The organism is Cystobacter fuscus (assembly GCF_002305875.1).
Lineage (GTDB): Bacteria > Myxococcota > Myxococcia > Myxococcales > Myxococcaceae > Cystobacter > Cystobacter fuscus_A.
The window spans coordinates 6,771,760-6,794,706 of sequence record NZ_CP022098.1 but is presented as its reverse complement, the minus strand read 5'-3'; the positions used below and the strand labels follow the sequence as shown (position 1 = coordinate 6,794,706).

General features: G+C 69.9%; 12 protein-coding genes. 6 read left to right on the top strand and 6 right to left on the bottom strand.

Annotation, left to right across the window (positions count from 1 at the left end; translation table 11 throughout):
* Nucleotides 1–35 precede the first annotated feature (35 nt).
* Nucleotides 36–10,391 (top strand): hybrid non-ribosomal peptide synthetase/type I polyketide synthase, encoded by a 10,356-nt coding sequence (locus CYFUS_RS27640; protein ID WP_095987957.1) that lies wholly within the window; start codon nucleotides 36–38, stop codon nucleotides 10,389–10,391.
* A 32-nt stretch (nucleotides 10,392–10,423) separates the two neighbouring features.
* On the opposite strand, the gene CYFUS_RS27635 is transcribed toward CYFUS_RS27640, so the two are convergent.
* Nucleotides 10,424–12,382: an ATP-binding protein gene (locus CYFUS_RS27635; RefSeq protein WP_095992263.1), complete on the bottom strand. Its 1,959-nt coding sequence runs from the start codon at nucleotides 12,380–12,382 to the stop codon at nucleotides 10,424–10,426.
* A gap of 119 nt (nucleotides 12,383–12,501) precedes the next feature.
* Between CYFUS_RS27635 and CYFUS_RS27630 the strand changes: the two genes are divergently transcribed.
* A complete protein-coding gene (locus CYFUS_RS27630) occupies nucleotides 12,502–12,639 on the top strand; it encodes a hypothetical protein (protein WP_232536836.1) in 138 nt (45 codons plus the stop codon).
* A 296-nt stretch (nucleotides 12,640–12,935) separates the two neighbouring features.
* The gene (locus CYFUS_RS27625) at nucleotides 12,936–13,352 is read left to right on the top strand and encodes a hypothetical protein (protein ID WP_157758686.1); all 417 of its coding nucleotides are present in this window, start codon (nucleotides 12,936–12,938) and stop codon (nucleotides 13,350–13,352) included.
* Nucleotides 13,353–13,785: 433 nt separating this feature from the next.
* Here CYFUS_RS27625 and CYFUS_RS27620 read toward each other — a convergent pair whose 3' ends face one another.
* Complete coding sequence (locus tag CYFUS_RS27620; RefSeq protein ID WP_157758685.1) at nucleotides 13,786–15,057, bottom strand: GAF domain-containing sensor histidine kinase; 1,272 nt, start codon at nucleotides 15,055–15,057, stop codon at nucleotides 13,786–13,788.
* A 171-nt stretch (nucleotides 15,058–15,228) separates the two neighbouring features.
* On the bottom strand, nucleotides 15,229–16,731 hold the full coding sequence (locus CYFUS_RS27615) for an ATP-binding cassette domain-containing protein (RefSeq protein ID WP_095987954.1): 1,503 nt from the start codon (nucleotides 16,729–16,731) through the stop codon (nucleotides 15,229–15,231).
* Between the two features lie 329 nt (nucleotides 16,732–17,060).
* On the opposite strand from CYFUS_RS27615, the gene CYFUS_RS27610 reads away from it, so the two are divergent.
* Nucleotides 17,061–17,594, top strand: a complete 534-nt coding sequence (locus tag CYFUS_RS27610; RefSeq protein ID WP_095987953.1) for a superoxide dismutase family protein — start codon at nucleotides 17,061–17,063, stop codon at nucleotides 17,592–17,594.
* Nucleotides 17,595–17,600: 6 nt separating this feature from the next.
* On the opposite strand, the gene CYFUS_RS27605 is transcribed toward CYFUS_RS27610, so the two are convergent.
* On the bottom strand, nucleotides 17,601–18,065 hold the full coding sequence (locus tag CYFUS_RS27605) for a heme-degrading domain-containing protein (protein WP_095987952.1): 465 nt from the start codon (nucleotides 18,063–18,065) through the stop codon (nucleotides 17,601–17,603).
* An 82-nt stretch (nucleotides 18,066–18,147) separates the two neighbouring features.
* Between CYFUS_RS27605 and CYFUS_RS27600 the strand changes: the two genes are divergently transcribed.
* Both CYFUS_RS27600 and CYFUS_RS27595 read left to right on the top strand, forming a co-directional pair.
* Nucleotides 18,148–18,915, top strand: a complete 768-nt coding sequence (locus CYFUS_RS27600) for a glucose 1-dehydrogenase (protein ID WP_095987951.1) — start codon at nucleotides 18,148–18,150, stop codon at nucleotides 18,913–18,915.
* 24 nt (nucleotides 18,916–18,939) lie between these two features.
* On the top strand, nucleotides 18,940–19,743 hold the full coding sequence (locus CYFUS_RS27595) for an alpha/beta fold hydrolase (protein ID WP_095987950.1): 804 nt from the start codon (nucleotides 18,940–18,942) through the stop codon (nucleotides 19,741–19,743).
* Here CYFUS_RS27595 and CYFUS_RS27590 read toward each other — a convergent pair.
* Nucleotides 19,740–21,770: a hypothetical protein gene (locus CYFUS_RS27590; protein ID WP_198316100.1), complete on the bottom strand. Its 2,031-nt coding sequence runs from the start codon at nucleotides 21,768–21,770 to the stop codon at nucleotides 19,740–19,742. The two genes, CYFUS_RS27595 and CYFUS_RS27590, sit on opposite strands and share 4 nt — an antisense overlap.
* Nucleotides 21,757–22,914, bottom strand: a complete 1,158-nt coding sequence (locus tag CYFUS_RS27585) for a DUF3142 domain-containing protein (protein WP_232536835.1) — start codon at nucleotides 22,912–22,914, stop codon at nucleotides 21,757–21,759. The genes CYFUS_RS27590 and CYFUS_RS27585 overlap by 14 nt, the downstream gene beginning before the upstream one ends.
* Between the last annotated feature and the right edge of the window lie 33 nt (nucleotides 22,915–22,947).

Genomic DNA, 22,947 nt, shown 5'->3' with positions numbered 1-22,947 from the left:
CCCTCGGGTTGTCAGTTCAATCCACGAGAGATCTGATGAACCGCGAACCCATTGCGATCATCGGCCTGGGCTGCCGCTTCCCGGGTGCGAGGGATTCAAGGGCATTCTGGAAGCTCCTGCGTGATGGCGTGGATGCCATTACCCCCGTCCCGCCCGGACGCTGGGACATCGACTCGTTCTACGATCCGGACCCCAGCGCCGAAGGCAAGATGAGCACCCGCTGGGGTGGGTTCGTGGAGCAGGTGGATCAATTCGATCCGCAATTCTTTGGCATCGCCCCGCGCGAGGTCACCACCATGGATCCCCAGCAGCGGCTGCTGCTGGAGGTGACGTGGGAGGCATTGGAGGACGCGGGTCTGATTCCCGAGCGGCTGGCGGGCTCCAGGACGGGTGTCTTCGTCGGGATGTCCAGCTACGACTACTACACGCTGCTGAGCCAGGACTCGCGCAACATCGACGCCCACATCGGCACGGGCAACACGAACTGCATCGCGGCCAACCGCATCTCCTACCTGTTCGACTTCCAGGGCCCCAGCCTGGTCGTGGACACCGCGTGCTCGTCCTCGCTCGTCGCCGTGCACCTGGCCTGCAAGAGTCTGTGGAGCGGGGATGCCACCCTCGCCGTCGCGGGTGGGGTGCAGCTCGTCCTGTCACCCTGGGTGACGGTGGGCTACTCGAAGTCGGGGTTCATGGCCGCGGATGGCCGCTGCAAGGCGTTCGACGCCGCGGCCAATGGCTATGTCCGCAGCGAGGGCTCCGGCATCATCGTCCTCAAGCCGCTGTCCAAGGCGCTGGAGGACGGTGACTCCATCTACGCCCTCATCCGCGGCAGCGCCGTCAACCAGGACGGGCGCAGCAACGGGCTCACGGCGCCCAACCCCGCCGCGCAGGAAGCGGTGCTGCGCGCGGCCTACGCGGATGCCGGGGTGCCGCCCTCGCGGGTGCAATACGTGGAGGCGCATGGCACGGGCACGAAGCTGGGCGATCCCATCGAGGTGAAGTCGCTCGCCGCCGTGGTGGGCGCGGATCGCCCCGAGGGCAATGTCTGCGCGCTGGGCTCGGTGAAGACCAACATCGGCCACCTGGAGGCCGCGGCGGGCATCGCGGGCCTCATCAAGGTGGCGCTGTCGCTCAAGCACCGGCAGATCCCTCCGAGCCTCCATTTCAAGGTCCCCAACCCCTACATCCGCTTCGACAAGATTCCCCTGCGCGTCCAGCAGGAGCTGAAGCCCTGGCCCGAGCGGCCGGAGCCCGCCCTGGCCGGTGTCAGCTCGTTCGGCTTCGGCGGCACCAATGCCCACCTCGTCCTGGAGGGGGCTCCTCCGGTGGCGCCGCCCGAGGACGAGGGGGGTGAGCGGCCCCGGCACGTGCTCGCCCTCGGTGCGAAGAGCCCGAGCGCGCTGCGCGAGCTGGCCCGCCGCTACCAGGCGTATGTGGAGGAGCAGCCGGAGGTGGCGCTGGGCGACCTCTGCTTCAGCGCCAACACGCGCTGCCCGCCCTTCGCGCACCAGCTCACCGTGGTCGCCGCGTCTCCCCAGGAGCTGCGCGAGCGCCTGGCATCCTTCGCGCACGAGCAGGCGACGGCGGGCGTGACGTACGCGCAGCTCAACCGTCGCAAGCGCCCGAAGGTGGCCTTCCTCTTCACGGGACAGGGCGCCCAGTACACCGGCATGGGGCGCGAGCTCTACGAGACGCAGCCCACCTTCCGGGACGCGCTCGATCGCTGCGCGAAGATCCTGCGCCCGCTCCTCGGCCGGAGCCTGCTGGAGGTGCTCTACCCCGAGCCGGGGAAGGCCTCTCCGCTCGACGAGACGGCCTTCACGCAGCCGGCCCTGTTCGCGCTGGAGTACGCGCTCGCGCGGCTGTGGATGTCGTGGGGCGTGGAGCCCGCGGCGGTGCTGGGGCACAGCGTGGGGGAGTTCGTCGCGGCCTGCGTCGCGGGCGTGTTCCGCCTGGAGGATGCCCTGCGGCTGATCGCCGAGCGGGGCAAGCTGATGCAGGCGCTCCCCAGCGGTGGCGCGATGGCGGCCATCCTCGCGCCCGAGCCCCGCGTGGCGGCAGCGATCGAGCGGTATGCCGGCGCGCTCGACATCGCCGCGATCAACGGGCCCGAGAGCATCGTCGTCTCCGGCAAGAAGGAGGCGCTCGACGCCGTCATCACCGCGTTCGAGGCCGAGGGCGTGCGCTGCCAGCGGCTTCGCGTGTCCCATGCGTTCCACTCCCCGCTCATGGAGCCGATGCTCGATGGGCTGGAGCGGGTGGCGGGTACGATCCGTCACCAGGCGCCCAAGCTGCCCTTCATCTCCAACGTGACGGGCGAGGCCCTGGCCTCGGGACAGCTCCTCGACGGGGCCTACTGGCGGCGGCACACCCGCGCTCCGGTGCGGTTCCTGGAGGGCATCCGCGCCCTGCACGCCCAGGGCTGTGAGCTGTTCCTGGAGATCGGTCCGAAGCCCATCCTGACGCACCTGGGCGCACGCTGCCTCCCGGAGGTCCAGGCCGGCTGGCTGCCCTCGCTGGCGGAGAATCGGAACGACTGGGTCGTGATGCTCGATGCCCTTTGCGCCCTTCGCGCGGGGGGCGTGGAGCTGGATTGGAAGGGGTTCGACAGGGACTACCCCAGGAAGCGTGTGTCCCTGCCGCATTACCCGTTCGAGAGAAAGCGCTACTGGTTCAAGGAAGGGGCAACCGAGGTGAGTGAGAAAGCCGCCGCAGCCACAGTGTCCAGGCCCCAGCCAGCCGAAGCCGCGAAGCCCAAGCGTCTGGAGGCCATCACCGTCGCCGTGCGCAAGATGGTGGCGGACCTGCTCAAGGCCTCTCCCTCCGAGATCGACCCCCAGGCTTCGTTCCTGGAGATGGGCGCCGACTCGATTTCGCTCATCGACGCCATCCGCCTCATCGACGCCAACTACAAGCTCAAGCTCTCCGTGCGACAGCTCTTCGAGGAGCTCACCTCGATCGAGGCGCTCGCGGCCCACATCGAGCGCCACCTCCCGCCGGAGGAGTCCGCGCCCGTGGCCGCTCCCGAGGCCGCGCCCCCTCCGGCTCCCGTGCGGAGTCCGGTCCCGGTGCTGGCGGCGGCGGAGCCACGGCGGGACGAGATCGCGCCGACCGCGTGCTCCATCTCCCAGGCGCGGGCCTCCAACCTCGTGAAGGCTCCGCCCACCGGCAATGGCGTTCCGTTCCAGCAGCCCGTGTTCCAGCAACCCGTGCTCGCCGCCCAGCCTCCGCCGCCTGCCCCGGTGGCTCCGGTCCGGCACGCTCCCCCGGCGCTCCCCGAAAGCTCGCTCGAGCGGCTCTTCGCGCAGCAACTCGAGATCGTCTCCAAGCAGCTCGATCTGCTCAAGGACGCGGGCGGAACGCGGGTCGCCCCAGCGCCCGTGGCTCCCCCGGTGGAGCCGGAGCCCCGGAGCATTCCCCCCGTGAGCGTTGCTCCGGCCGTGGCCGCCCCGGCTCCGGCTCCGGCTCCCGCCGTCCAGCCGCCCCGCGCACCCCAGGCCGCTGCCACTTCGCCCGCCTCCGTCGCGGTGGACTCGGCGGAGATGAACCAGCGGCAGCAGCAGTACCTGCGCTCGTTCATGGAGCGGTACGCGCGGCGCACGGGTGGCTCCAAGGCGTGGGCCCAGAAGCACCGTCCGGTCCTCGCCGACAACCGGGCCCTGGCCGGTCTGCGCATGCCCATCAAGGAGATCTGCTACCCCATCGTGGGCTCCCGCTACGCGGGCTCTCGCATCTGGGATGTGGACGGCAATGAGTACGTCGACATCGCGATGGGCTTCGGTGTCCACCTCTTCGGCCACGGGGCGCCGTTCATCAAGCGGGCCCTCATGCAGCAGCTCGAGCTCGGCCATGGCGTGGGCCCCCAGCCGGAGCGTGCGGGACAACTCGCCGAGCTGTTCACCGAGCTGACCGGCGCCGAGCGCGTGACGTTCTGCCAGTCCGGCACCGAGTCCGTCATGACCGCGCTGCGGCTGGCCCGCACGGCCACCGGGCGCAACCGGATCGTGCTCTTCAAGGGCTCGTTCCATGGTCATTACGATGGCGTCCTCGCGCAGGCGCAGGGGGGTGACGGAGACGCCATCCCCGTGGCCCTGGGCATCTCGAAGAACGCGGTCCGGGACGTGGTGGTGCTCGACTACGGCGAGCAGAGCGCCCTCGACTATCTGCGCCAGCACGCCCATGAGCTGGCCGCCGTGCTGGTGGAGCCGGTGCAGAGCCGCCGTCCGGAGTTGCAGCCGCGTGCCTTCCTCCACGAGGTGCGTGCCATCACCGAGGCGTCGGGCACGGCGCTCATCTTCGATGAGATCATCACCGGCTTCCGCATCCACCAGGGAGGCGCCCAGGCGCACTTCGGCGTCCGTGCGGACCTCGCCACGTACGGGAAGGTCCCCGGTGGTGGCATGCCCCTGGCGGCCGTGGCCGGCAAGCGGCGCTTCATGGACGGCATCGACGGCGGCCAGTGGAACTACGGGGACCCGTCCTACCCCGAGGCCGACCGGACCTTCTTCGCCGGTACCTTCAACAAGCCGCCCCTGTCGCTCGCCACGGCGTACGCGGTGCTCGAGCACCTCAAGGAGCAGGGCCCTCGACTCCAGGAGCAGTTGAACGAGCGCACCGCGCAGCTGGCCGCGCAGCTCAACGCCTTCTTCGAGCAGCAGCGCGTCCCCGCGCAGGTCGTCCACTTCGGCTCGTTGTTCCGCTTCGTGCTGAAGGGCAACCTCGACCTGTTCTTCTACCACCTCGTGGAGCGGGGCGTTTACGTGTGGGAGGGGCGCACGTGCTTCCTCTCCACGGCCCATACCGAGGCGGACATCGCGCACATCCTCGAGGCCGTCCGCGGCAGCGTGGAGGATCTGCGGCAGGGTGGTTTCCTCCCCGAGCTGTCTCCGGGCACCCCCGGACCGGGCGGCGGTGGCGGTGCGACCCGGCCTCCGCCGCGGGCCGTCGAGACACCGCGCCCCGGCGCTCCCGCTCAAGTGTCGTCCGCGTCCGCCGCGAGCCCAGGCACTGGCGCCGGGAAGGGGAGCGCGCAGGCACGGGAGCAGGTCCCGGAGCCCCGCACCGAGTTCTGGGAGCGGCGGCGCTCCCGGAGCACGTCCAACCGGGTGGCTGGCGCGAACGACTCGGAGAGCAAGGCCCGGCGGGCGGAGCGTGATCTGGAGTTCAGCCTCTACTTCTTCGGCAAGTACGACGCTCCGTTCCGGGACGACAAGTACGATCTCCTCTTCGACAGCGCACGCTACGCCGACGCGCATGGCTTCTCCGCGGTCTGGCTTCCCGAGCGCCACTTCCACGCCTTCGGTGGTCTCTCCCCGAATCCGGCGGTGGTCTGCTCCGCCCTGGCCCGGGAGACGAAGCACCTGTCGCTGAGGGCTGGCAGCGTCGTCGTGCCCCTGCACCACCCGCTGCGCGTCGTGGAGGAGTGGTCCGTGGTGGACAACCTGTCCAAGGGACGGGTGGGGCTCTCGTTCGCCTCGGGCTGGCATCCGGATGACTTCGTGTACGCGCCCGAGGCCTTCGGCAAGCATCGCGAGATGATGTTCGAGGGCGTCGAGACCATCCGCAAGCTGTGGCGTGGCGAGTCCATGCGCGCGCGCGGCGGAGGCAAGAACGAACTCGACGTGCGCTGCTTCCCGGCGCCGATGCAGCGCGAGCTGCCCTTCTGGATCACCGTCGTGAACAATCCGGACACCTACGTCCGGGCGGGACAGCTGGGTGCCAACGTCCTGACGAACCTGATGGGCCAGACGCTCGAGGACCTGGAGCGCAACATCGCCCTCTACCGGCAGGCCCTGCATGACCACGGACATGATCCGGACGCCGGCAAGGTGACGGTGCTGATGCACACCTTCGTCGGGGAGGATCTCCAGACGGTCCGTGACGCCGCGCGCGGCCCCTTCTGTGATTACCTCGCCACGCACTTCGCGCTCTTCCAGAACCTGGCGAAGAGTCAGAACCTGCCCGTCAACCTGGACCAGCTCACGGCGGACGACAAGCAGTACATGTTGTCCATGGCCTACGACCGATATGCGCGCACGAGCGCCTTGATCGGCACGCCCGAGTCCTGCCAGGAGATCCTCGACCACATCCGCTCGCTCGGCGTCGACGAGGTGGCGTGCTTCATGGACTTCGGGATGGAGCCCAAGGCCGTGATGGCGAGCATGCCCACGCTCGTGGCGCTGAAGGAGCGGTTTCGCGGGGATGGAGGGGGGGCTCCAGGCCCGTCCGGCCCGGCCCGCGGGCCGAGCACCACCCAGCTCCCGGCGAAGTCGGTGGAGTCCGCGGTCACCACCCTGGAGCTGACCGAGTCGCAGCAGGAGTTCCTGGTCGTCGCCCAGATGACGGCGGATGAGGACTCCATGAGCGGGCACCAGGCGCTCGCCTTGAAGCTCACGGGGCCGCTGAATCCCCAGGCCCTGCGCACCGCCGTCCAGTCCGTCATCGACCGGCACGAGGCGCTGCGGACCACCATCAGCGCCGAGGGAGACCGGCAGATCGTCCACCCCTCGGTGAAGGTGGAGCTCGCGTTCGTCGACTTCTCACACGTGCCGGAGGATGCGCGCGAGCGGGAGGCGCTCAGGTGGCTCGATGAGGAGAGCGAGACCGGCTTCGACCTGGTCCACGGGCCGCTCTTCCACGCGCAGGTGCTCGAGCTGGGGGAGCGGCTGCACATCCTCAGTCTGGTGACGCACCACATCTTTTGTGACGGTCAGTCCGTGGCCGTCATCATCGCGGAGCTCGCCGAGCTCTACTCGGCGGCGTGCGAGGGCGTCCGCCGCGAGCTGCCCGAGCCCATGCAGTTCCGGCGCTTCATCGAGCTGCAACAGCAGCAACAGGCCAAGACCCTGGCCGAGCACGAGGCGTACTGGCTCCAGAAGTTCTCCGGGTCGCTGCCCGTGCTGCAACTGCCGTTCGATCGTCCGCGCCCGCCCATCAAGACGTTCGCGGCGGCGCGGCTGACGGACACGATCGGCGGCGAGCTGTGCCAGGCCGTGAGGAAGGTGGGCCAGCGCTACGGCGCCACGCCGTTCATGATGCTCTTCGCCGCGTACACCTGTCTGCTGCACCGGATGTCGGGACAGGGCGACATCATCGTCGGGGTACCCGCCTCCGGCCGGACCGTCGAGGGCAGCGAGGGGATGGTGGGCCACTGCGCGAACCTGCTGCCCGTGCGCACGAACGTCCACGGTGGGCTTCGCTTCTCCGAGCACCTGCTGGCCATCAAGAGCGCGCTCCTGGACGACTACGAGCACCAGGCGTACCGCTTCGCGACGCTGCTAGAGAAGCTGCGGGTGCCGAGGGATCCGAGCGTCTCGCCCATCGTCACGGTGGCCTTCAACCTGGACCGTCCGGTGCCTCCCCCGAGGATGTTCGAGCTGGAGGTCGACTGGTTCCCCCGGCCCATCAGCTTCGGTGTGCCCGAGCTCGGGCTGAGCATCAAGGAGCTGCGCGGCGAGCTGAGCCTCGAGTGGGACTACAACACGGACCTGTTCGACGCGGAGACGATCCACAGGACGATGGGCCACTTCCGCACCCTGGTGGAGGGCCTCACCGCCCATCCCGAGCAGCGGCTGTGCGATCTGCCGATGCTCGCGAGCGAGGAGCGCCAGCGCTTCGCGGAATGGAATCGTACCGCCGCCCCCAGCTACGGCCGCGCGACCCTGCCTCGGCTCTTCGAGGCCCAGGTGCGCCGCACGCCCGATGCGCCGGCGTTGACCGTCGCGGGCGAGACGCTGAGCTACGGTGAGCTGAACGCACGGGCCAACCAGCTCGCCCACCATCTGCGGTCACTGGGCGTGGGTCGCGAGTCGCTCGTGGGCATCTGCGTCGAGCGCTCGGTGGAGATGGTGGTCGGGCTGCTGGGCATCCTCAAGGCCGGTGCGGCCTACGTGCCGCTGGATCCGTCCTTCCCCGCCGAGCGGCTGGCCCACATGGTCCACCACTCGCGGCTGTCCCTGCTGCTGACCCAGGAGCGCGTGGCGGGACGGCTTCCCGAGAGCGGGGTGCGGCAGGTCCGCTTCGAGGCCGAGCACGCGCTCCTGTCGCGGCAGCCCACCGGGGATCTCCCGGACGGGGTGGGAACGGAGGAGCTGGCGTACGTGATGTACACGTCGGGCTCGACGGGAATCCCCAAGGGGATCCAGATCACCCATGGCGCGCTGACCAATCTGCTCGAGTCGATGCGGGAGCAGCTCGAGCCGACGGCGCGGGACGTACTGCTCGCGGTGACGACGATCTCGTTCGACATCGCGGCGCTCGAGCTCTACCTGCCGCTGATCGTGGGCGCGCGGCTGGTGGTGACGGACAGCGAGACGGCGGCGGATGGCGAGCAGCTGGCCCAGGAGATGGCGCGCGTCACTCCCAGTCTGATGCAGGCCACGCCCGCGACGTGGCGGATGCTCATCGAGGCGGGCTGGCGGGGTGATCCGCGGCTGTGCATCCTCTGTGGCGGAGAGGCCCTGCGCCAGGAACTGGCCGAGCAGCTCCTCGAGCGGGGAGGGCGCGTCTGGAATCTCTACGGCCCCACGGAGACGACGATCTGGTCCGCCGCCCACCGCGTGGGGAAGGTGCGCGGTGAGCGCCGCGAGGATGCCTCCGAGCCCATCGGCCGGCCGATTGCCAACACCCAGCTCCGGGTGCTCGGCCCGCGGCTGCATCAGGTCCCCGTGGGCGTCACGGGAGAGCTGTACATCGGAGGACTCGGCCTGGCCCGGGGCTATCTGGCACAGCCCTCCCTGACCGCGGAGAAGTTCGTTCCGGATCCCTTCGGCGACGAGCCCGGCGCGCGCCTCTACAAGACCGGGGACCTGGCCCGGTACCTCGCCGATGGCACCATCGAGTTCCTGGGCCGCACGGACTACCAGGTGAAGATCCGTGGGTTCCGCGTCGAGCTGGGGGCCATCGAGGCCGCGCTCGGCCAGCACCCGGCTGTCGCCGACGTGGCGGTCATCGCGCGTGAGATTGGACCCGGCGACACGCGCCTCTTCGGCTACGTGGTCTTCCGCCAGGGACAGTCCCTCCCCGTGGAAGAGCTGCACGCGTTCCTGAAGCACAAGCTGCCGGCCTACATGATCCCCGCCTCGATCACCGCGGGGACGGAGCTGCCGCTGACGCCCAACGGCAAGGTGGATCGCAAGGCCCTGGCGGCGCTGGACGTGGGCCGGGCGGTCTCGCGGGTCTACGTCGCTCCGCGCAACGCGTTGGAGACGGAGCTGGTCCAGATCTGGGAAGAGGTGCTGGGCGTGAAGCCCGTCGGCGTGACGGACAACTTCTTCCACCTCGGGGGCAACTCGCTGCTCGGCGTCCGGCTCATGACGCGCATCCGCCGGCACCTCGGCCAGGAGGTTCCCCTGGCGCTCTTCATCGAGGACCCGACGATCGTCCACCTGACCCAGGTCATCTACCAGAAGAGCCTGGGGGTTCCCTCCGTGGCGGAGGGGCAGGCCGCGGCGGGGCAGGGCAAGACGTCGATCGTGAAGGTGCGGCCGGAGGGCAAGCACCACCCGTTGTTCTTCGCCGCCCAGCTCGGTGGCATCTACTCGTCCAACGTGGTGGTGGGGCTGCTGGACATGGCGCGCGAGCTGGATCCCGACCAGCCCTTCTACGGCCTGCAGGCCCCCGCCCTCGCCCCCGAGCTGGCCGAGGCGGTCTCCCGGGGCAACCCGCTCTCCCTGGACGACTGGCGGTATGACCGCGCGCACTTCGACCGCGTGGTGCTCGATTGCGTCGAGGCGCTCCGCAAGGTCCAGCCCGAGGGGCCGTACTACCTGGGTGGATTCTGCTCCGGCAGCCTGCTCGTCTTCGAGATCGCCCGGCGGCTGACGGAGATGCGGCAGGAGGTGGCTCGCATCGTGCTCCTGGATCCACCCATCGGGGGCGATGCCGTGCCTCCAGGGCCCTCGCGGTACGATGCCGCGCTCGCGGATCTCGTCTGGTTCATCGGCCGGGAGATCGGCTGGGAGGCGGGATGGGATCTCACCGCCCTCTACGCCGAGCTGGAGCCGCTCGGCGCCGACGAGCGCTGGGCGCTGGCCCTTCGCAAGCTGAAGGAGGCCGAGGCCGTCCCCGCCTCGACGGAGGCCCAGGATCTGCGGCGGCTCTTCGATGCGAAGCGGCTCAACGAGGAGATCATGAGCCGGATCCTCGACAGCTACGAGCCCCCGGTCTCTCCCCATCCGGTCACCATCCTGATCTCGGACCACACCCGCGAGGACTACACCGACGACGCGCTCAAGGCCGCCCTGGAGCGGGTGCGCCGACACATCACCGGCTCGCTGGACGTGCACTTCGTGCCCGGTGACCACGGCAGCCTGTTCCAGTCCCCGAATGTCGCGGTGCTGGCCAACCATGTGAATCGGTGTCTGGCGGAGAGCAGGCCCCGCGGCGCGTAGGCCCCAGGCGGCACCCGAGGACCGCCTCGCCCTCACAACGGCCGGGGCTGGATGCTCCGCGCGCGCTCCAGCTCACCCGCCTCCCTCCAGTGATGGGAGAGGATCTGGGCGGGAGCCTGGGAGCGCTCGAGGACGGCGGCGAGCCGCGCATGCAGCTCCCGGGCGGCGATGGGAGACACGCTGGCCCGGATCGCCTCTTCCACCAGATCATGGCTGAAGCGCTCGCCCACCAGGACCTGGGCGGCCTCGAGTTCGGCGAGCGCCGCGAGACGCTCGGTGGCGGACAGCTCGAGCACCTCGGACACGAGGGAGGTGCGGAAGAAGGGGCCCGCCAGGGCGGCGAGCTGGGCGCTCTGGAGGGCTCGGGGCGAGAGCCGCTCCAGGCGGCGCTGGAGCAGGGGGCCCACCCGTCCCGGCGGGGGAAGGCGGTGCGGCCAGTCCTTGCGCAGGCCATCCGTCTCGATGAGGTGCTTGAGCGTCTCGAGGATGTAGAGGGGATTGCCTCCGGTGTAGCGGGCGAGGGCATCGGCGTGCGCCTCGGCACCGGGCAGCTCCAGGCCCGCGAGGAGCTGGTGGACCTGTTCCTCGGAGAGCGGACCGAGCTCGACGAGGCGCGCGCGTCCCGTGTCCACCAACTGCCGCACGCTGTTCTCGGAGTAGGGCGGGAGTTCGCCGCGGCGGTAGCAGTCGATGAAGCGGGGCGCGTGGGCCGCGTCCGTGCTCGAATCCAGGAGGCGCTCGAACGCGTAGGTGAACACCTTGGAGCTGGCACTGTCCCAGTACTGCACGTCATCCGTGATGACGACGCGGTAGTCCGCCATCAACAGCCGCATGGCCTCCACGTTCGCGTCGTAGAAGCGCAGCTCGTCGGCCTCCGAGGCCAGTGGTGGTGGCCGCTCTCCCCCCAGCTCGGGAAGGATGCGGGACAGCTCCGTGCGGACCCAACCCGGGAGGATCACCTCGGGCCGGTGGGCCATATGGACCCGGAAGGCGCGGGCCTGCGAGGCGAAGGGAATGGCCTGATCCCCGAAGCGCCCCTCGAGCTTCACCCACCGTCCCTTGCTGGCCGCGAACTCCTCGACGAGACGGGACTTGCCCACCCCGGGCTCACCGCTGATGAACACCAACTGGCTGGAGGCGAAGCCCTCCTCGAGCTCGCGCCATGCGACCTCCCGGCCGGCGAGCACGGGTGGGCGCCGCACGGAGAGGGGCAGGGGAGCACCCTGCGCGGCCTGGGGCGGGGGCCTCACCCCGGTGCCCTTCTCGATCTGCCGCACCAGGGCGAGCGTCTCGGGCATGGGGTCCACATCCAGCTCGCGGGAGAGGGTCGCGCGCAGCCGCTCGAAGGCGGCCAGGGCGGCGTCACGGTCTCCCTGGAGGTAGTGCAACTGGATGAGGTGGCGGCCGGCCTGCTCGGACTCGGGCTCGTGTTGCAGCCAGGCGTGCACCAGCGCGGACGCGGTGTTCCAGTCCCCCCCGGCCATGGCCTGGGTGACGCCCTGCTGGCGCGCGGCGCGCACCCAGCCCTCCACGGCGGTGCGCGCGCCGTCCAGCCAGCGTGACAGCTCGTCGCAGTCCTCCAACTCCAGACCGGAGAGCAGCGCACCGCTCCCCGTGGACCGCGCGATCTCGAGCACCCGGGAGTGGGCGTGGGCCTCGGCCGCCGCCTTGAGCTGGGCGACGTCCAGCCAGAGACCCGGGACGGTCGCCAGACGCTCGGAGGTGGCCTCCACCAGCTCCACGCCGTCGCACAGCAGGCGCAGGCGGCGCAGCAACTGGCGCATGTTGGCGCGAATGGTGGTGGGCGGCGAGTCGGGCCACAGCAGGCTCGCGACGGTGAACTTCGGCGAGGGCCCCTCCAGTCCCAGATATGCCAGCATCGCCGCGGCCCGCCGCTCGAGCCGCACCTGTTTGCCTTCGGGGCTCTCCAGGTGCGCCAGTCCCAGCACCCGAGCCACCCATCCGTCCTGGACCCCTTCGACGCTCCTCATGTGCAACTCCCTCCAGAAGCACAAGACAATCCAGACGTCCATCTCTTCCTGAAGGGCGGAGTTCACTGGGTTTGAAAGACATCAACCCGGGAGGAAACGGGGAGCTACCTGGAAGCGGCGTGACCAGGCTGGCGGGCTTGTACTCCCGCGTGGTGGTGATCGACGAGGGCGGCAAGGTCGTCCACGCCGAGCAGGTGCCGGAGATAGGCCAGGAGCCCAACTACGACACGGGGCTCGCTCCGGGCCGGGGCGGGTAGGAGGAGGTCTTCGCGGCCTTCGAGGCTCCCTTCCGGCAGCGGCGCTGGTAAGGGGCCCCGCCCGGAGGCCTGCGCCTCGGCGAGGAGGGGGAGCCGGTGCTTCGCGCGCGGCTGCACGGGGGGCTTCCGGGTGGAGGCGGATAGGGCTGCCGCGTTGACCGGTCTCGGTGCTGCGCTAGGGTGCCTCCATTTCGGGCAAGCACGTCTCCAACGTTGATGCGGTCGGAGACGCGCTCCAGAGGGCAGTGGCGGAAGAGGATGAACGGTCCGAGCAACGAAGGGAACCCCTCCTCCCCTTGCTCGCGGACATCCGGCAACAGGTGGAGGCGACCACGGATCGGGCGCTCTCCCTTTCGATCTTCCATAGACTGTTGCCCCTGCGTGAAACCGAACTCTGCAAAAAGGTACGGATCAGTCTGCGGGCCGTGGCGATCGCGCTGGAGTATGTGCAGAAGTGGCAGGGTTCCGAGCAATCCGAGAAGCTCGATCAGACCACCAGCAGTCAAAACTCAGCGGAAATCGAAGGACAGCTCATCTCCCAGCTCAAGATGATCGCGGGCGGAGCCATCACTTCCGACCTGGAGAGTTCCCTCAAGATCGCGGCCAGCATCATTCGCAAGAGTGGGGCTTCCTCGATTCAGTCCACCCAGGTCGAGCGGCAGCCGGGAGGACAACCTGCGGCAGGCCATTGCTTCCTACCAGTCCGCCCTTGAGGTGTGGACTCGCGAGTCTTTTCCGGAAGAGTGGGCAAGGGCGCACAAAAACTTGGAGAACGCCCTCCACCAGTTGTCGGCGAGCTCATCTGGCGAAGCCGGGACGTCGTGAAGAAGCAGGGCTGTACTGTGCGCTTGCTTCAGATCGAGAATGACGTATCTCCTTCGCAGGAGAACTTGGCATTCAGGATTGTGTTGCATCTGCTGGACACTGGCCACAGCGCTCTCGGCGATGACGGCCACGCGTTTGCTGGAGTATCCCGGGCAGTGGGAGAGGAAACCTCCCACTGCTTGTACGGGCCGAGGTTCCAGTGTGCCAATGCTCGAAAGCGTACCGCATCGCCCAGCAAGACCCAAAGCGGGCGGAATTCGTTCGTGATGTTGGTTCGAGCGCCAAAGGAACTGTGGGCCTACTCGCCCGTCTCCAGGACACCTAGGCGAGTTCGGAGCACATGGGGATGGGCTGCATCTGTTGCATGGGCAGACAGAGGGTGAAGGTGGTGCCCAGGCCATGCTGGGAGCAGACCTGGATGCGCCCGCCGTGCGCCCGGATGATCTGGTCCACGATGAAGAGCCCCAGCCCCACCGAGTTGCGTCCATCGCCACGTCCCCGGCGGAACGGCTCGAAGATGAAGGGGAGCAGTTCCTCGGGAATGGGCGGGCCGTCGTTGTGGACCTCGACGTAGGACTCGCTCTGCCGGGCCCCGACCCGGAGCGTGACGGGCGTCTCCGGGTGGCCATACTGGACCGCGTTGCCGACGAGGTTGGTCAGTGCCTCCGCCAGCCGGTGCGGATCCCACATGCCGCTCGTCTGCTCGGAGATGAGTTCGATCCGCCGCTGGGGAAAGGCGCTCCTCGTTTCATCGACGACCGTGCGGGCGAGTTCATCCATCCGCGTGGAGACAATGTCCAGCCGCAGTCCTCCCATCTGCCGGAGGCGGGTATACTCGAGCACCTCGTCCACCAGGTAGCGCGCGCGTGTCACGCTGGAGAGGATTCGCCGCACGTTGGTGTGTTCCCGCTCCTCGAGTCCGTCTCGCCGCAGCAGCGACTGGGCCGCCAGGGAGATGGCCCCCAGTGGGTTCTTCAGGTCATGCGCGAGAATGGGCATGAGCCGTGTGAGCATGGGGTCCTCACCGCTACCGGGCGTCTCCGACGGAGGGGCCTCTCGGGACTGGAGTTGCACCACTCGTTGCCAGCACTCGGCGTGGGAGAGAGCGGCGGAAGCGGCTTCGGCCAGCACGTCCAGCAGGAACATCTCCCGCTCGGTCGCCGCGTGCTCGTGCGCCCAGTAGACGCCCAGCGAGCCGACGGGCGACTCGCGGCCCAGGGGCAGGATGGCGAGGCTTTTGACGAAGGTGGGACGGTAGGCCGCGTGGGGAATGCGAGAGTCGGCGTAGATGTCCTGGATCGCCACGGGCTGATGGTGGTGGATCGCCCATCCGGAGATGCACGCCGAGGCCGGAAAGCGGCGTCCCCGCCAGAGACAGGAGGGAGACTCCTCCTCGGCGTAGTAGACGTTCTCGCCCTCGCTCAGCACGAAGGTCGCGCCGTCGGCCGCCGCGAGTCGTTTCGCCACCGAGCATGTGCGCTGGGCGACTTCACGAAACTCCCGGAGCCTGGCGAGCAACTGGGCTGCCTCCAGGAGCGAGAGGACGTCCTCCATCGTGGCGCCCGCCCGCTCGGCTCGAGCTCTCAAATCCATGCGCACACCAGTTCACGCCGATGCCGTGTCGCCAAGCTGCTTCCTCCCCATGGCTTCACACCCTGGTCAAGGTTGGAAACAGCTCAACGGGCCTCGGCCCTGCGCATGGAACCGCGAAAGTGCGAGGGCGAGGATTGGCTGCCCGGTGGGTGGCGATGCGAAGTGAGCGCCTTACTCCGAGCTCACCTCCACGCCGCCTCCGCCCACCCGCCAGCATTCCTTGGTGCACCTCCGAGCGAAGTGCGCGTCATGAGAGACCAGCACCAGGGCGCCAGGGTAGCCGTGGAGGGCTTCCTCCAGTCGTTCCAGCGAGGGCAGATCCAGGTGGTTGGAAGGCTCGTCGAGCACGAGCGCCCAGGCATGTTGGCCCAGGCCCCGGGCGATGAGCAGCTTGCGCGTCTCCCCCGGCGACGGCTGTTCCGAGGCGAGCAGGTGCTCGGGATCCACCCCGAGCGCGGCGATGAGTGACAGCACGCGGCCCTTCTCGTCGGGGGGCAACTCGCGCACCGCGTCGAGCGCCTCCCGGGCCTCCTCCGCGCTCACGTCCTGGGGCAGGTACAGCACGCGCTCGCGCGGCACGCGGGCATGCTCGAGCAGGGCCCTCAGCAGGGTGCTCTTGCCCACGCCGTTGGGACCCTCGATGCGGATGCGCGCCTCGCGGGAGATGTCGAGCCGCAGCGGACCGAACAGCTCGACGTCTCCCGCGCGCAGGCCGGGCAGGTCGAGGCTGAACAGGAGCGGGTGGGGCGGGCGGACGTAGTCCACGAAAACGGAACGGCCGAGCGTCTTCTCCACCTCGATCGACTCGACGGCGGAGGCGGCGCGCTCGACCTCGCGGCGGGTGGTCGTCACTCGCCGGCCGAGCCGCTCATCCGCCCAGTTCGCGAGGTTCTTGGCCCCCAGGGTGCGCGCGTCGCTGTCGTACTTGTTCCGCATGCGGCTGCCCGCGTTGCGCGCGGCGGAGGCGGACTCCTGCTCCCGGCGCGTCTGGACGAGCCGCTGCTGGAGCCGACGATGCTCCTCCTGGGCGTGTTGGCGCGTGGTGCGGCGCGCCTCCAGCTCCGCCTCCCAGGCCTCCCGTGCGGCGGGATAGGCGCCCGGCCACAGCCGCACCGTCCCCGCGTGCACGCGCAACGTGGAGGTGGTGAGCTCCTCGAGCACCTCGCGATCATGGGAGACGAGCACGCCCACGCCCCGGAAGCGGCGCAACGCGGCCAGCAGCCACTTCCGGGCCTCGGCATCGAGGTGGTTGGTGGGCTCGTCGAGCAGCAGCACGTCGGGCTCGCGCGCCAGGGCGGCGCCGATCTGCCAGCGCTTGCGCTCACCCGGGGACAGCGTGGCCCACCGCTCGAGCGACCAGGGATCCAGGGCGAGCTGCCCGATGAGCCGCCGGGCCCGCGAGTCCGCGGCCTCCGCGAGCGCGGTGATGTCGGGAGTGAGCGCCTCGACCTGTTGGGGACAGAGCTGGATGAGCGCCGAGGGGGGCTCGAACTGGAGATGGCCGTCGGTGGGCGTCAGCTCCCCGGAGAGCAGGCGGAGCAGGGTGGACTTGCCGGCGCCATTGGCGCCAACGAGGCCCGTCCAGCCGGAGGGCAGGTGGAACTCCACGTCGGAGAACAGGGAGACGGCGTCGGAGAAGGCGAAGGAAACGCGGTGAGCGCGGACGGATGACACGAGGGGACTCCGGAATCGTTCCGGGCACGCACGAGGGGCCCGGGAGTGGCTGACGGACAGCGCTGACGATTCAGGAGTGCAGCTTCAATGGAGTACGAGGCCTCGTGGACGGAGAACACCGGACCGCTCGACGCGCCCAAACTAAACCTCCGGGATTTTTCGCGCAATCCCTTCGTGCGTTCCCCAGGGTGTTCCACCAAGCGTCCGACAGCCCACAACGCTCACGACGATGTTCATGTTTTCAGATGGCTGGAGCGCGTGTGGCCGGGTAGCTAGGCGGCCAGCCGTTTCACCCACCGCCCCGCCTCCCTGGCGGGAAGGAGTCCTCCGTGAAGAACCCCTCCGTTGCCTTCTTCCGTGTGTCCCTGATGTCCGCCGTGCTCGTGCTCGCCGCGTGCGGCACGGGGCGCAGCGCCATCGCCACCCTGGACAGCCGCAGCGACAGCCTCACCACGGGCAAGGCCACCTTCATCGAGTCCGGTGACAAGGTGACGCTGGATCTGGAGGTCGCTGGCGCCACCCCGGGCCTGCACGGCGCTCACATCCACCAGACCGGGGACTGCACCGCGGCCGACGCCGCGAGCGCCGGGGGCCACTGGAATCCCGCTGGCGTGAGCCATGGTTCCGCGGATCCCGGTCACCACCTGGGCGACCTGGGCAACATCGAGATCGGCCAGGATGGCCGGGGCACGCTGAAGCTCACCAAGCAGGCCTGGAAGATCGGCGATGGCTCCGCGCAGGACGTGGTGGGCAAGGCCCTCGTCATCCACGCGGGACAGGATGATCTCGCCACGGATCCCGCGGGCAACTCGGGTGGCCGCGTGGCGTGCGGCGTCATCGCCGAGAAGACCGACAAGAAGTAGTCGCCGTCAGCGGCCCGCCCGCCACTCGCGCAGGACGTCGACCACCAGCGCGTGGTCCTCCTCCTGCGCGAGTCCGGACACGGTGATGCTGCCCACGCATCCGAGTCCGCGCACCAGCAGGGGGAAGCTGCCCCCGTGGTCCACGTACTCGGAAGGGTCGATGTGCGGCTTGTCGGCCAGGCTCGAGCCCTTGGCGGCGTAGTAGCGCCCCATGTAGAACGAGCTGTGCCAGAAGCGGCTCACGGTGTTGCGCTTGCGCCGCACCCAGTCCTCGTTGTCCGGGCGGCAGCCGGGAAGGGCGCAGTGCAGGACGGTGAGTCCCGCGAGCGCCACGTCGATGACCACGGGGAGCCGGTCGCGTCGCGCGCGCTCGAGCAGCTTCAACCCCAGCGCGAGCGCGTCCTCGTGCGCCAGGTGGTCGAACTGCAACTCGGCTTCCTCCGCCAGCAACTGATCCAGACTCACGGACACGTGTGCCTCCCCTGGTTACAAGGATAGGGGAGAACGCGCCCGCGGGGTTAGGCTGCGCGGCGGATTCGCGAGGAGATACACGATGGCAGGCCGGGTCGAAGGCAAGGCAGTGCTGGTGACGGGGGCGGCGTCGGGGTTGGGCAAGGCGATGGCGGTGATGCTGGCGCGCGAGGGCGCGCGGGTGGCCGTCACCGATCGGAATGAAGAAGGGGCCCGGGAAGTGGCCCAGGCGATCGGGGAGTCGGCGCGCGCGTGGAAGCTGGATGTCACGAGCGAGGAGGACTGGGGGCGGGTGGTGGACGAGGTGTTGTCCACGTTCGGCCGGCTGGACGTGCTGGTGAACAACGCGGGAGTGGGCGCCGTGGCGGACATCGAGGCGATGACCCTGGAGCAGTGGCGCTTCGTGCACGCGGTGAACGTGGATGGCGTCTTCCTGGGGTGCAAGCATGCCATCCGGGCCATGCGCCAGTGCGGCGCGAAGGGCTCCATCATCAACATCAGCTCGGTGGCGGGACTGGTCGGCGTGGCCGAGTTTCCGGCGTACAGCTCGAGCAAGGGGGCCGTGCGGCTGCTGAGCAAGTCGGTGGCGCTGCACTGCGCGTACAAGGGCTATGGCATCCGCTGCAACTCCGTGCACCCCACGTTCATCGAGACCCCCATGGTCGACAAGCTGGCGACCGCCATGGGTGATCCGCAGGCGAGCCGGGCGAAGCTCGCGCGCAAGATTCCCCTCGGCTCGCTCGGTGAGCCGGATGACATCGCCTACGCGGTGCTCTACCTCGCCTCGGACGAGTCCAAGATGATGACCGGCTCGGAGTTCGTCGTGGACGGTGGCACCACCGCGACCTGAGTCCTTTTCTCCTGGAGCCCCACCATGCCCTGGTTGGACGTCAATGGTACCCGTTTGTATTACGAGGACACGGGGGGGCCGGGCGCGCCCCTCGTGTTCAGTCATGGCCTGCTGTGGAGTGGCCGGATGTTCGACAAGCAGGTGGCGGCGCTGAGGGACCGCTACCGCTGCATCACCTATGATCATCGGGGCCAGGGCCAGAGCGACGTGTGGCGCGTGGACACCGTGGACATGGAGACGGTGTACGCGGACGGGGTGGCGCTCATCGAGAAGCTGGGCGTGGGGCCCTGCCACTTCGCGGGCCTGTCCATGGGCGGCTTCGTGGGGATGCGGCTGGCCGTGCGGCGGCCGGAGCTGTTGCGCTCGCTCATCCTCATGGAGACCTCGGCGGACCCGGAGCCCGCGGAGAACGTGCCGCGCTACAAGGCGCTCAACTTCGTCGCGCGCTGGTTCGGCATGCGGTGGGTGGCGGATCGGGTGATGCCCATCATGTTCGGCCGCACGTTCCTGGAAGATTCCGCGCGAGCGGCGGAGCGGGCCGAGTGGCGGCGGCGGCTGATGGCGAACCGGCGGGACATCTGGCGCGCGGTGAATGGCGTGGTCCGCCGGCGGGGCGTGTACGAGGAGCTGTCACGCATCCGGACGCCCACGCTGGTGGTGGTGGGCGCCGAGGACACGGCGACCGTGCCGGCCAAGGCCGAGCGCATCCACGCGGCCATCGCGGGCTCTCGATTGGTGAAGCTGCCCCGGGGGGGACATTCCTCCTCCATCGAGGAGCCCGCGCTGCTCAACGCCGCGCTGGAGGAATTCCTGCGCGAGCGGGCCTAACGGCCGTCCGGGCTCCGGAGGCTCCGCTTCCTCCGGCGCAGCAGGACGATGCCCAGCATGGGCATCAGGAAGCCACCCACCGCCGCCAGCGTGCGCGGTCGCGGGTTCTCCCACCGGAACGAGAGCCCGCGGTCGCGCAGCCGCTCGAAGTCCGGCTCCGGGCATTCCTGGCCGAAGCTCGGGATGGGATGCTCGAGAGAGAGCGCGCCCTTTCGCACATAGGTCCACCAGAGCCGTTGGCCCCGCTCCGGCTCGGTGCGCGAGGTGAAGCGCGCGGCATGACAGAGCAGCGCCGCGTAGGCCTGACTTCGCTCGGGCACCAGCGCCGCGGCCTGTTCGGCGAGGTCCGCCGCCGTCGAGCGGTAGTGGAAGCGCGTGAGGTGCGGGGGCACATGCGCGTCCAGTCGCCCGCGCTCCGCCGGGGTGATCAACGGCGCGGGGACCACCTCGGGATGCACCGGGGGCGCATCCTCGGGCCGCTCCAGGCTGGGAACCCACGTGCCCAGCTCATAGTTGCCCTCCACCCAGCTCCAGTCGGGCGCACCCTCGGTGCCCAGCAGCTCCATGCCCGGGGTGCGCGCGAGCCGCGCCGCGGTGTAGAGCGCGCGTGCCTTGTCCACGTCCCACCACGCGGAGCGGGCCCGGTCGAGCGCGTCCACGTATTGGCGCGCGGGCTCCTCCCACGGCGTCCCCCGGAAGTGTTCCAGGGCCTCCGCGCCCCGTCCCTCGCGCAACAGGCGCCTCGCGAGCAGCAGGTGCAATGGCTCGCTCAGCTTGGGGGGAACGCGCGTCTCGTCCCAACGGAAGGTGGACTCGGGTTGGCATTGGAGTTTCGGATCCGAGGCGTGTGTCGCGACCAGGCGCTGCAACTCCTCGACCGACAACACGCGCTCGGCCACATAGGCGAGGTCCGGCCAGGAGCAGCTGCTCAGCGCGTGCTCGGCCGCCCCCGAGAAGTCATCGCGCAGCAACGCGAGCAACACACGCTCCACGTCCACCCTCACCCGGGGCCGCAGCGGGTACCGGTACGGGTCTCCCACCCAGTCTTCTTCATACGGGAAGCCTTCCCGGGCCTCGGCGAGCCCCTGGTCCGCCGCCATCCGGTCACCCCGGCGCAGCGCCAGCTTCGCCCGTACCCAGGCGTCGAGCGGGGTACGCTCCCGTCCGGCGAAGCGCTCGGCCAGATCGAAGCGGCCCTCGCCCCAGGCGGTTGCCGCCAGCCGATCCGCGCCCGACAGCGTGGGCACGGCCGCGAGTTCCTCCAGGAGTGGAGCCAGGGCGGGTGGGTGGCTCGTCGTCCCGTCCTCCGCCCAGATCTCCTCGTGACCCCGGGTCCAGGCGTAGGTGGTGAGCAGCCGCTGCACCACGGGCTCGTGCAGGGCCCGCCGCAACCGGGTCACCTCCTGGGTGAGTGCCCGGGCCACGAACAGCAGGGAGGTCGTGCCCGACGCGCTGCCATGGGCCGCCTGCTCCGCGTAGAGGCGGACCGCCGCCGCGTCATCCTCGCCCAGGTGTCGCCGGGCCTCCTCGCCCAGGCTCGCCACCGCCAGGCCCAGCGGATCCTCGAAGCCCTCGCGCACCAGCGCGCGCACCGCGACGAAGTGCTCGTGGGCCTCCGGGGCCGACTCCGCCATGCGCCCCAACATGAAGGCGGCGAAGGTGGAGAAGCGGCGGCGCTGCTCCGGGGGCAGGGCGAGCACGTCCTGGAAGCGCTCGCGGGCCTCGTCCCACTTCCCGGCGTGGAAGGCTCGGGCACCGGCCTCGTACAGCGCCGTCTCCTCGGTGCCGCCTCCCACGCGGGCGCCCTCCGGCTCCTGGGACTCCACCACCTGGAAGGCGTCCGGAGGCCTTGGCACCAGCCGGCCGGCCTCGATCAAGAAGGCACCGGACGGCAACACCGACAGCGTTCCGGCCCGGTCCTCCAGGAAGTAGGGCGGGAACAGGGGGCCACATGCCCGTGCCGGGCGGATGGGCAGGGTCAACGCTCCCAATACGGACAGACAGACCAACGCCTCACGGAAGAGCAAGAGCCACCTCGGATCCCCGAACGAAGCCGATGACGCGGTGCTCGCCGGCGCGCAGGCGGGGAGGCGTGCGAGCCACGAGCGAGGTGCCTCGCGCGGAGTAACCCGCCACGCCGTCGAGCACCTCGAGCCTGCCGGAAAGGGAGAGCCGCGTGGGGGCCTCGGCATCCACGTGGCCCGTGTTCTCGAGGACGATGTCCAGCGTGCCGCCCCCGGCATCCACCAGACGCGGCAGGAAACGGGGAGCGAGCGGCTCGCCGCGCACCACCGCGGTGAGCGTGGGCAGGCTCCAGGCCTCGGTATCTCCCTGGTGACCGAGCCGGAACCAGACGAGGCCCGAGACTCCCGCCACGGGCCGCTCCCGCAGCGCGGCGAGGAAGCGGGCCACCTCGCGAGGCTCCGCGGACAGGGGCGTGCCGTCGCGCAGCCGCACGCGGTAGGTGGGCAGCGCCACCTGGAAGGGCCGGTCCGTCACCCGCGCCCAGGCCTCGACGAAGCCCCGGGCCTGCTCGGCGGTGAAGAGCGTGGGCGCGCGCACCGCGTGCACCTGGAGCACGACGTCGTCGGGCAGGGAGGCGAGCCGGGGCAGGGCAGATGAGCCGCTCCACGTGGGCAGCGCCGTGATGGACAGCGACAGCTCGTTTCCGAGCACCACCCGCTCGCGCTCGAGCCAGTCCGCGTACCCGGCGAGGGCCGCGGTGGCGCAGTCATGATCGATTTCGATGCCGCGCACGCGCACGCCCCGCGCACGCCAGGCCCGGGCGAGCACGGCCACCTCCTGAAGGGACACCCCCTCCAGCGGCGCCGTGCCCTCCACGCGCATCACCGCGACCACCTCGCGGCCCGAGCGGGCCAGGGCGTCCACATCCACCGCGATGTCCACGGGGGCGCGTTGGGTTCCCGAGCGCTCGCGCGCCAGCACCCGGAGCGTTCCCAGTTCCCGGGGGGCGTCCGTGAGCGCCTGGCTCAACGCCGGGCTCCAGTCGCGCTGCCAGACGTAGGCCTCGTGAACGAGGGGCCGAGGCTCCGGCCGGGAGCAGGCCATTGCCCCCACGAGGAGCAGCAGGACGCCCCAGTACACCCCCCTGCGTCGCTGAATCGAGGACACCGTCGGGCCTTCCCCCACGCCGGATGAAGAGAGGCCCATGCTTCGCTCGTGCCACGGGCCTGTCAAGCGCGA